The sequence below is a fragment of the Agathobaculum sp. LCP25S3_E8 genome, from assembly GCF_052117165.1.
Taxonomy (GTDB): Bacteria; Bacillota; Clostridia; order Oscillospirales; family Butyricicoccaceae; genus Agathobaculum.
Genome location: NZ_JBQKJR010000080.1, coordinates 1 through 10603, shown reverse-complemented (window position 1 = coordinate 10603; position 10603 = coordinate 1). Strand labels below are relative to the sequence as shown.

The 10603-nt window shown below is 47.9% G+C and carries 7 protein-coding genes; 2 read left to right on the top strand and 5 right to left on the bottom strand.

Annotation, left to right across the window (positions count from 1 at the left end; genetic code table 11):
- Positions 1 to 159: 159 nt before the first annotated feature.
- Both ACTQ34_RS16525 and ACTQ34_RS16520 read right to left on the bottom strand, forming a co-directional pair.
- On the bottom strand, positions 160 to 2943 hold the full coding sequence (locus tag ACTQ34_RS16525) for an S-layer homology domain-containing protein (RefSeq protein WP_441364742.1): 2784 nt from the start codon (positions 2941 to 2943) through the stop codon (positions 160 to 162).
- A 124-nt stretch (positions 2944 to 3067) separates the two neighbouring features.
- Entirely contained in the window at positions 3068 to 4150 is a 1083-nt protein-coding gene (locus tag ACTQ34_RS16520) for an RCC1 domain-containing protein (protein WP_441364741.1), read from the bottom strand.
- Positions 4151 to 4426: 276 nt separating this feature from the next.
- Between ACTQ34_RS16520 and ACTQ34_RS16515 the strand changes: the two genes are divergently transcribed.
- Positions 4427 to 4999: a tyrosine-type recombinase/integrase gene (locus ACTQ34_RS16515; protein WP_441364740.1), complete on the top strand. Its 573-nt coding sequence runs from the start codon at positions 4427 to 4429 to the stop codon at positions 4997 to 4999.
- Between the two features lie 71 nt (positions 5000 to 5070).
- On the opposite strand, the gene ACTQ34_RS16510 is transcribed toward ACTQ34_RS16515, so the two are convergent.
- Both ACTQ34_RS16510 and ACTQ34_RS16505 read right to left on the bottom strand, forming a co-directional pair.
- Positions 5071 to 6504, bottom strand: coding sequence for an FISUMP domain-containing protein (locus ACTQ34_RS16510; RefSeq protein WP_441364739.1), 1434 nt, complete (start codon positions 6502 to 6504; stop codon positions 5071 to 5073).
- Between the two features lie 181 nt (positions 6505 to 6685).
- Positions 6686 to 8965: an FISUMP domain-containing protein gene (locus ACTQ34_RS16505; protein WP_441364738.1), complete on the bottom strand. Its 2280-nt coding sequence runs from the start codon at positions 8963 to 8965 to the stop codon at positions 6686 to 6688.
- Positions 8966 to 9211: 246 nt separating this feature from the next.
- Here ACTQ34_RS16505 and ACTQ34_RS16500 point away from each other — a divergent pair, with 246 nt between their 5' ends.
- A complete protein-coding gene (locus tag ACTQ34_RS16500) occupies positions 9212 to 10450 on the top strand; it encodes an IS256 family transposase (protein ID WP_441364737.1) in 1239 nt (412 codons plus the stop codon).
- A 72-nt stretch (positions 10451 to 10522) separates the two neighbouring features.
- Here ACTQ34_RS16500 and ACTQ34_RS16495 read toward each other — a convergent pair.
- The coding region (locus tag ACTQ34_RS16495) for an IS3 family transposase (RefSeq protein WP_441364662.1) at positions 10523 to 10603 on the bottom strand (81 nt) is incomplete at its 5' end.

Below are 10603 nucleotides of genomic sequence, written 5' to 3'. Positions count from 1 at the left end.
TTCACCCGCTATGATAAGCTCGACTCCTCATTCCTTGCCTTCGTTTACATTGGCGCTATCGCCATTTTGTTGAAATGATGCAATACTCTGCAATTTTTAAAACAAGGCCTAGAATGCTCAATTCCATTCTTTAGCCCCTCTTTCTCTTTATTTTCACGGTCAACCCTCTGCCCGGTATAAGAACGTCATAATTTGCCCACGAGTGCAAATGCTGTCCGGAGAGAAAGTCGTATTGGAAGTTCCCGCAGTGATACCGTTGTTCACAGCCCAAGCTACCGCCGTGGCATAGGCTGCACTGGAGGGTACATCGGTAAATTTCCCGCTGGCAGCCACGGCGGGGCTTCCTGCCTGTTTCCACAGATATTCCATCGTCATAGCGCGGGTGCAGGCTTTATTGGCGTCAAATGCAGTGCCGGAAACCATGCCCATTGAATACGCCCACACAGCGGCTTTGGCGTAGTACTCGTTGCCGGACAGATTTGTAAATGGGTTAGCAAGGCTGGGGGTGGGAGACCCGGCAGATCGCCAGATAAAGGTCAGTATCTGTGCATTGGTGCAGGTAGCGTTTGGAGAGAACGTGGTGGCGGATGTGCCCACAGTCACGCTGTTATCCACGGCCCACTTTACGGGTTCGGCATAGTAAGCATCAGCCTTTACATCTTTGAATGGTGCAACAATACCTTCTTCGCCGCCGTTATCGTCAGCATTGAGCTGAACAGAGAACCAATAGGAACGGCCATAAGATTTGTCGTTTATTCCTTCTACGCATAGGCAATAGTCTCCGGCAGGTAGATTAGCCTCTTTAAATACATCGGTGACGGTTGAATTTCCTTTCCAAGATGTATTGCTGATTTTTTTGTTATCCGCTGTGTAAATGGACATCTTCCAGCCGTTAGAGGAAGTATCAATGTATTCGTGACCAAAGGAAACCTGTATTGAGCCAGCAGTAGGGAGCGTAAACTTATACCAATCTTTATCGCCATACTGCATAATAGAGCCGTAGTATGTCTGATTAGAAGAAATGCTATCTGCGGTTACAATTGTATTATTAAATTCTGTTTCCCAATTTTCAGACTGTGTAAATTCAATCACGACCTGATAGGCATTATTTCGTATTTTTGAATCTGTCCCCTCTACGCATAAAAAGTAGGTTCCGGCATCCAACCCTAATTGTCCGCTTTTTTTCTCAACGGTGTCATTGCCTTTCCATGATACGCTTGTGATTTTCTCGTTTTCTGCTGTATAAATAGAAGTCCTCCAGTGGTTGAAGGAACTGTCAAAGTAGTCGTGAATAAAGGATATCGCTATTGAGCCTTTGCTGGGCAATGTAAATTTGAACCAGTCCTTGTCGCCGGTCTTTGAAGTAATACCATTTATTTCTGTATCCAGTTTAATCTCATTGGCAACTATAATGGTATCGTTAGGCTCCTGTTCTCGCAAGCCGCTGGAGCCAGGATCGGGGGTCGGTCCGGGAATGCTTGCCGCAGCCGCCACAGTTACCACACAGGTCGCGGTTTTACCGGCTGCTGTTGCTGTAATGGTCGCGTTCCCCGACTTAACAGCGGTAATATTTCCGTTTGTAACTTTGACAACTGATTCATCGCTGCTTTCCCACGTCACGACAGCGCCGGTCGGAGATACCGTTGCGGAAAGATTGGCTTTATCGCCAACCGTCAGAGAAAGTGAGGAACGGTTCAACGAGATTGAGTAATTGGCGGAAGGTGCTGTTCCCGCAGTTTTGAATGTTCCCCAATCGCTCCAGTAGTACGTTCCGTTGACAACTGCGTAAAACTTATATTTGTATGTCGTCCCAGGCGTCAGGGTATAGCCGCACTCCTCATTGATTTTGAAGTAAATCTGGGGAACTGCGGTTTCATAAGAACCGTTCTTCCCCGACGCCACTTTCTGCCCGTTTATATCGTAGAGATACATTCCTGTCTCGGTGCAGTTCCCGTTTGGGACGGTGACAAGCTGACCAATAGCAGCGTCTGTCTCACGAATATAGGTATAGTTGGCGTTTTCCCACGGCTTGAATGTAACGGTGGGCTCATCCTCCACTACGCCGCAGTCAGGCGCTTTTGGAACGAAGATGCCGTCTGTCTTAAAGGATTGCTCGTTGCTCCAATATGTCTTGCCGTTGACTACCGCATAGAATTTGTACTTATAGGTTATCCCAGGCGTCAGGGTATATCCGCATTCTTCATTTATCTTGAAAAAAATCTGCGGAACATCGTATGAACTGTTTTTTGCGGAAGCCAGTTCCCGTCCTGCGGCATCATACAGATACATTCCCGTTTCGGTACAACTACCGCCTGAGACAGTGATAAGTTGACCGATAGCGGCATCCTTCTCACGGATGTAGGTGTAGTTGGAGTTTTCCCACGCGGCAAATGTTACGGTAGGAATGATTGCTGCCGTAGAAAAGTTTTTATACCTGATGAAATGTGTCGCATCGGAAACACTTGTATTGTAAATACGGCCAGCCCTGCCTACACCGGCATTTTTGTTTGCAAGCTCCCATGTCTCCCACGAGTTTTGGTCAATCACTGTTGCGCTGGATTTGCTGCCTGCGAGAAATACACCTACATGTGCTGACTGAACGTATATATCGCCCGCCTCTGGGACAAATGAACTTGTGTTGCTATAAACGGCCCACCTGTCGGTATTCCATCCTGCGACAGTTGGATAGTAGGACGCATTATAGACCAAATACCCCTGATAGGGGTTGGTATCCCCGGAGTAAAGCCAGTTCATATAAGCGCTCACAAGGTCTGAACACTGTGCCCCATACTTATTGTCCAGATCGTGCCATACTCCTTCTTGGCCATAGAGCCATTTGACAGCTTCGTCACGAGTTGGCGAGTTGGCGGCACTTGCCACGGTCGGCAGCAGAGTTGCACTCAGGCACAATGCTAACAACAAAGGAATAATTCGTTTTTTCATGTCCGACACTCCTCTTTGTATATTATCCTAAAGTTGTATTCTGCGAAATTGTTAATCTACCCGTGTCAGTTCCATAATATTGGAGCCATTAAAAATATCAATATTGAATTAAGAATCAACTCGTTCATTTATTCGGCATTTTAATATCATGCCACCCCGATACATCACCATAGAAGCTGTTTGTAGTCAGTACTGTCCCATCGGATTTTAAGCCCACTGTATGGCTCGTTCCTCCTGAAATCGCAATAACGTCTGTCCAGTGTTCAACAGCATACTCACCGTTTTCTCCGTCTTTTTCGGCTCCCGTATGACCAACCGCAACAACTGTTCCATCAGATTTTAAGCCTACTGTGTGATTGACTCCCGCTGATATTGCAACAATATCTGTCCAGCTACCTACATCACACATACCGTATGTTTCTATACCTGTCGCAACGACTGTTCCATCGGACTTTAATCCAACTGTATGAAGATTTCCTGCGGAAATTGCAACAATGTCAGTCCAATCATCCACGTTACACTGACCGCAATCAAGACTTTCGCTATCCTGATTTATTAGCGCAGCAACCACTGTTCCATCTGATTTTAAGCCCACTGTATGACCAGTACCTGCTGAAGCGGCAATAATGTCAGTCCAATCATCTACATTAAACAATTCCTCAGTATATTCTTGACGCCCACCCACGACTACCGTTCCGTCATCTCTGACCCCAACAGTATGGTTCAGTCCAGCATCAATTCCTACTACGTTATGCCATTTGCCTGGATCAAAATAGCGGTCATCTGATACCACCACAGTACCATTTGACTTCAACCCAACTGCATAATACTCACTTGCAGTTATAGAGACGATATCACGCCAATCATCTACATCTTCCTGCTTACAGCGTCCAAACTGTTTATCACCTGATACGATAACCGTTCCATCCGATTTAATTCCAATTGTATATGCGCCTAAACTGTCAACTGTAACGCCAACATCAGCTCCGGCGAATGAAGAGTCTAAGCTATTGGGTTCATCTGTTTCACCATTATTTGATGCCTCGTCTCCGCTTTCATCTAGTCCATTACTGGAATTTCCTGACTGCAAAGAATCGGTCGCCGGCGTCTGCGCTCCAGTCGTTCCGCTGGAGCCTCCGCCGCAAGCAGATAAAAATGTTATGCACAGACATAATGCCAGCAAAATGGACATAATTCGCTTTTCCATACGAAAATCCCCCCCACAGAAGAAGTGTTTTATCCCCAATGTAACACTTTGAAGATATTGTTACCTATTGTACCATGGAGACACCGACTTTTCAACCCGCTTACCCCTGATTTCGCAGTGCTTTGCGGCACATTTTACAACTACCAGTGCCGAACCCACCGAGGACACCAGCAAATTGTTGTGTTGAACGTAATATAATCTTCAAAAAATTGCGCAGGCTCCTTCTATATGATTATCCTCTAAAGAGAAATCATAGAGAAAGGAGCCTAAAATATTATGGCAACAACAGAACCAATTCGTAACAAACAAGAACTCCACGACATGGCGGAATATTTCCGCAGTCGTGGAGAATTTCGTAACTATGCGCTCATTGTGCTTGGCGTCTATACCGCGCTTCGCATCGGGGATCTCTTGGAGCTCCGCTGGGAGGATGTGTATAGCGAGCAGAGGCAGCAGTTTCGTACCCATCTCTCGCTCACCGAGCAGAAAACCGGCAAGCACAAGGAGATTGCCTTAAACGAACAGGCGATCCATGCCCTCCGTATCTACTTCCCGTACCGGAAGGGCAACTACATTTTCACCAGCCGCAACAACACAGACCGCCCGATCACCCGCACGCAGGCTTGGCGGATCGTCCGTGATGCCGCCGCTGCCGTAGGCGCAACCGGACACATCTCCTGCCACAGTCTCCGCAAGACTTGGGGCTATCACGCCTGGAACAGCGGCAAGGTCTCGCCGGTGGTGATCATGGATATCTACAACCATAGCAATTATACGGTGACGAAGCGGTATCTCGGTGTGGCGCAGGATGATTTAGACCGGGCGTATCTGGGGGTGGAGTTGTTGTAGAATACCTTCCCCACCGGAACATAAATCCACTCCGGTGAGGATCAGAGAAGGGACGAACTCCCGCAACCGCACTAGCTACCTAGCACGCAACGCACTGAGCGCCCGCTGTAGCGATAGTTGTTGTGGCCTGAGTACAGACCATTGCTAGTATTGTAGTAGAGGTAGTAACGATAGGTGGTACTGTTCGCGGTAGAAGACCACCAGTCCCCGTAGAAGCCGGAACCGTTGAGGGAGCCATTGTAGTAGCTGCCAGCGGCAACAGGGTTAAACTCTCTCGGATAGTTCGAGTTATATTGTTGCCAAGTATAACTATTGTTAAGGATGTATTGTTCTTGATTCTGACCACCAGTTGGCAATCTCCAGCCTGCTGGGCAGACATCTTCAGTAGCATCAGCGGTTGAACTATCTACGCAGATTTCTCCAGCAGTAGCCGCACAATAGTTATAATACGTACCATAACCGCTGGTTGAACTGGTCGCTATTCGGGCTTCGGTGTCGGTGTTGCCCGAACTGAGTGCTCCTACAGTAGCAATCGTTTTAGTAGATTTAACGTTAGTGGTATCTGGTGAAAGCGTCATCCCAGTTGTTAATTCGAAGTCTAGGTTTTGAGTCATCGTGCAAATACCGTTAATTTTTGCAATTGTGTAGGTCTTACCGTCACGGACGTCTGTTTGGGTTGCCGTTGCGCCATCGTAACTATTCGTACAGTGTTCTACGGTTACCTCTTGTAGAGATGGCGCGACGCCGAGATAGTTACCTGCCCACTGTGCGTAAAGCACCGTCGTCTTCATTTCATCTGTCCCGGAGACGGCGTAGTTCGCTTGGTCTGTATAAGTCGTACCCTGTCCGTCTGCCTGTGTATTCCAACCTAGAAATAGATAATTCGCCCGCGTAAATTGGTTCGCATTCAAATTTGCTCCCGGTGCTGGAATCGTTTGTACCGTCATCGCGTCTGGATTATCCGCCCCGTTACCGTTAAAAATAATATTCTCAACCCCGAGAACGACATTCGTCGTGGCTTGGAAGTTTAGGCTTAGTTTATAAGTTCCCGCTGGTTGTTCGAGATCTACTTTAGCAGCAAAGTTAAGGTCAATCTGGTCGCCGTTTGTTGGTTTCGAAGTGTTTGCTAGGTTAATGTTTGTACTAAATGGCATATAATTCGCGTTTGCGTCGGTTGTTGTGTTTTTATATCCCCAGTGGTTAACTGTAAAAGTATCTTCGGTATAACCGCCCGCGAGCGCCGCGAGTGTTGGAATCTTCGCGAACGTTCCGTCCTGTCCCATCTCCGTTCGGGTTAAATCCGTCGAGTCCGCCGTTAAAGTTAAATTATAGCCTGTAATGCTGTTCGTCCCAACCGTAATACTATAATCTTGGCTATCAAACGCCTCGAGATTATATTCCGGACTTAAGTTTAATAGGATATTATCCGCCGGTAAAAGCACCTGAAGCGTCGGCTTAATATTCGCCGTAATATCAACGCTTTCCGCCGCCACATCGCGCGTCAATAATCCTCCCGCGCCACCCGCCGCCGCGAGCATTAGCATCGCAGCTAAAGTTAGTATCGTCCCCCTTTTAGACACTTTTAGCTTTACAATTAACCCATTCATAAACTTTATTATAACACAAGCAAAATAAGAATGATAAGAAAATGCTTAAGATTTCTGGGCGAGAGGAGCGAAAGAGAAACTACTTAAGCACGCAACGCACTGAGAGCCCGCAGGCGCGACCGTAGCCGTCGTTGCCTGAGTACAGACCACCGCTAGTAGCGTAGTAGAGGTTGTAGCGACTGGTGGTATTGCTCGCGGTAGAAGACCACCAGTACCCGCTGGAGCCGGAACGGTAGAGGGAGCCATCGCTGTAGTAGCCAGCGGCAACCTTGAAGGAGTCGTCAAAAGTACCAATAGATTGCCACGAGTTAAATACATTATTCGTCAGGAGCTTCTGTTCGTAACCAGTAGAAGTATTACCGCCCGCCGGTAAGCGCCAGCCTTTAGGGCAAATGTCATAAGTCGCTTCGGTTTTGGTCGAACTTTGGCAAATCGTACCTGCCGTCGCGGCGCAGTAGTTATAATATCCACCATAAGTCGTATTGCTACTTACTATCGCCGATCCAACCGTATAGGAGTTAAAACTAGTGCCAGAAGGTATCGTATAATTAGACGACACATTCGAGTCCGCAGAAGTTATCGTCTTCCCTGGTGCGAGCCGTAGGTTGTCGATCATCGTGCAAAGCCCATTGATATATTTTACTCGGTAAGAATTGCCATCACGCGAATCGGTTAATTCCGCCGGAGCCGAGCTTGCTTCCGCTTGGCAAAGTGCTTTTGTGTAGTTCTGTAAGCTTATTTCAGCCCACTGCGTGTAGAGCACTACGATTTTATTATCTTCGGAGGCTGGGGCGGTATAGTTGGCTTGGTTAGAATAGGAGGTGCCAGAGCCGTCTGGTTCGGTATTCCAGCCGGTGAAGACATAATCTGTGCGGGTGAAGGTGTTAGCCGTAAGGTTCGCACTCTGCCCTGCGTCAATTTTTTGCATATCCATAGTTCCGGTACCACCATTGGCGTTGAAGCTAATCGTCACCCCCGGTTTCGCCTTTACACACCGCACTGAGTACCCGTTGTTGCGATTGTTGACGTTGCCTGAGTACAGACCATCGCTAGTATAGTAGACGAGGCTGTAGCGATAGGCGGTACTGTTCGCGGTAGAAGACCACCAGTACCCGTAGGAGCCGGAATTGCGGAGGGAGCCACGGTAGTAGTTGCCAGCGGCAACGGAGTTAAAGACCGTCTGGTAAGTCTTGTCGTAAGTGTTCCATTTATTGTTAGCTAACTTATATTGATCAAGCGTTGTCGCGCCCGCAACACCAGTATTATGTCCGTCTGGGAGCTTCCAACCCTTCGGGCAAATATCTTGCGTCGCTTCAGTCGTGTTCGAAGATCCGGTAATCGTACCGGCTGTCGCTGCGGCATAGTTATACCAGTGACCCGTCGTCGCGTCACCTTCGTGGATTTCCGGTAAGTCATACGAGTTATCGCCCGTCGTGAGGTCGCGATCCGTCATCGTCCAGTTCGAGTTAATGTTCGTATCTGCTGGTGTCATTGCTTGGCCTTTATCGACGCGTAAGTTATCAATCATCGTGCAAACACCATTAATATAACGGACGGTATATACCTTATTGTCACGTTTATCCATAAGTTTTACAGCTTTACTGGCAGCTTCGTTAGAACAGCGTGCATAAGTATAATCTTGGATGTAGCCAGCGATTTGTTCTTCCCATATCGCATAAAGCGTAGTGATATTTTCGCTAGTTTGGTCTATGCCGTAGATGTCTCCGGGTTGGAAGGTGGTGCCGGTACAGGTGTCTGGACTAGAGGCAGTCGGGGCGACGGTACACCAGCCTTTGAAGTCATAGTTTTCGCGGACTGGAGTTTTATCTGCGAGAGTGATGGAGGTAGCCGAAGTAGTGCTGTTCTGAGAGGCAGGCATATTAGAAACGGTATCGGTTGTATTTGCGTCGTAAGCAATGACGTAAGCGATAGGGTTAGGGACGGCGGTGATGATGAAAGAGTTGGAATAAGTGTCTGCTGTAGTGGTATAGTCTGCTCTTAGACCTAATGAGATAGAATAGTCGTTTGCGGTAGTGTTTGCTGCGGATGTTTTATCTAGAGTTGAGGCTTCGGTAGTTGGGGCCGGGAGGTAGTTATCGTTTACTACCGAGTTAAACTTACTCGGTTTGTAGCCCCATTGTCCGTTTAGGTTTGTGTTGGAGGTTGAAGAAAAATCTGTTTCGCTAGTTGCGTTAGCGAGAGAGGTTAGGAAGTTCTGTTTAGTGCTATCATAGAGCTTCCCCTCATCATCATTCCCGGAAATGGTAAGTGTGTAGCCAGAGAAGTTGTTAGTAGTAACAGAAAAGTTAGCAGAGTTATCCGTGGTTGAAGAAGCAAAGGTTCCTGTATTAGAATTCACGTCAAGTTCCACAGAAGCAGCAGACTGGGAAACGTTCAAAGTGAGAGATGAACTCTGAACAGTTCCAGTTACTGCTTCTGTGTTCTGCTCGCTCTTACTGATTGGAAAAAGGCATGTAAGAGCGAGCAAAAGAAATGTAAAGGCGGATAGTAAGCCGGTTCTATTAAGGTTGCGAGAGACCATCCCACATTTTGTGTAAACCTCCAAGGTGGTGTATAATAGAAGCACCACAGTGGAGGTTTTATTATGGCAAGAAAGAAACGCACACCGGAAGAAAATGCCCGCAGGGAAAAGATCAGAGAGCTGTTGCAGATGGCGAACATCGGCAGCATGGACGACATCCAGAGCCTGTTCAAAGAGACGATTGCCGAATTCATGGAAAACGGCCTTGATGCTGAGCTGGACGACGAACTGGGCTACAGCAGGTATGACTATAAAAACAAGGACACGGACAACAGCCGGAACGGGCACAGCAGCAAAACGCTGCGCACCAGCTTCGGTGATGTGGAGATATCCGTGCCCCGGGATCGTAAGGGGGAATTTGAGCCTCATGTGCTGAAGAAAAACCAGACCAGCATCAGTCAGGACATCGAGGAGAAGATCCTGTCCATGTACGCCAAGGGCATGACCACGTCGGATATAGAGGCCCATATTCAGGAGATCTACGGCGTAGAGGTATCTGACACGACCGTAAGCCGCATCACGGACAAGATTCTCCCTATCGCAAAAGAATGGCAGCAGCGGCCGTTGGAGAGCGTCTACGCGGTGGTTTTCATGGATGCCATCCACTACCATGTCCGCAGCGAAGGGCAGATCGTGAAGAAGGCAGTCTATATCGCCATCGGTATTGATCTGGACGGCAGGAAAGATGTTCTGGGCATGTGGGTCGGTGAAAATGAAAGCGCCAAATACTGGGCAACGGTACTCAACAGCCTGAAAAACCGCGGAATTGAGGACATTTTCATCGCCTGCACGGATAATTTGACCGGGTTTTCCACTGCCATTGAAGCCGTATTTCCCCAAACAGAAATCCAGAACTGTATTATCCATCAGCTCCGAAATTCCAGCAAATATGTATCCTACAAGGACATAAAGGCACTCATGGCAGATTTGAAGGCAGTCTACGCCGCAGTCGATGAGGCTGCTGCGCTGGACGCTCTGGACACCTTTTCTGAACGCTGGGACAAAAAATACCCGAAGATCGCTCCGTCCTGGCGGGAGAATTGGTCCAACCTGAGTACCTATTTCAAATATCCCCAGGAGGTGCGCCGCCTGATCTATACGACCAACGCAATTGAGGGCTTTAACCGGCAGCTTCGGAAAGTGACCAAGGCAAAATCGGTATTCCCTACGGATGACAGTCTGCTGAAGATGCTGTATCTGGCCATGATGGATATTACGAAGAAGTGGACCGGAAGGCGGCAGGACTGGAGCATAATTCACGCACAGTTGGCGGTGTTCTTTGCCGACCGCATGCCGGACTGACCGGCTGCAACCGGAATGTCAAGAGTCGAGATGAACGGAGGCTTGAAGTGCTCCCCAAAAGTTGGACAAAAGTTATGCGGCAAAGCCATTTTGAATTCTGTATTGGACAGGACTTAACCCATTCAATTTTTCTTTGATTCGGTTATGGTTATA

What these genes read in the sequence shown, in the direction of transcription:
- ACTQ34_RS16515 (WP_441364740.1), top strand. Translation starts at nt 4,427, where the DNA reads ATGGCAACAACAGAACCAATTCGTAACAAACAAGAACTCCACGACATG.
- ACTQ34_RS16525 (WP_441364742.1), bottom strand. Translation starts at nt 2,943, where the DNA reads ATGAAAAAACGAATTATTCCTTTGTTGTTAGCATTGTGCCTGAGTGCA.
- ACTQ34_RS16520 (WP_441364741.1), bottom strand. Translation starts at nt 4,150, where the DNA reads ATGGAAAAGCGAATTATGTCCATTTTGCTGGCATTATGTCTGTGCATA.
- ACTQ34_RS16500 (WP_441364737.1), top strand. Translation starts at nt 9,212, where the DNA reads ATGGCAAGAAAGAAACGCACACCGGAAGAAAATGCCCGCAGGGAAAAG.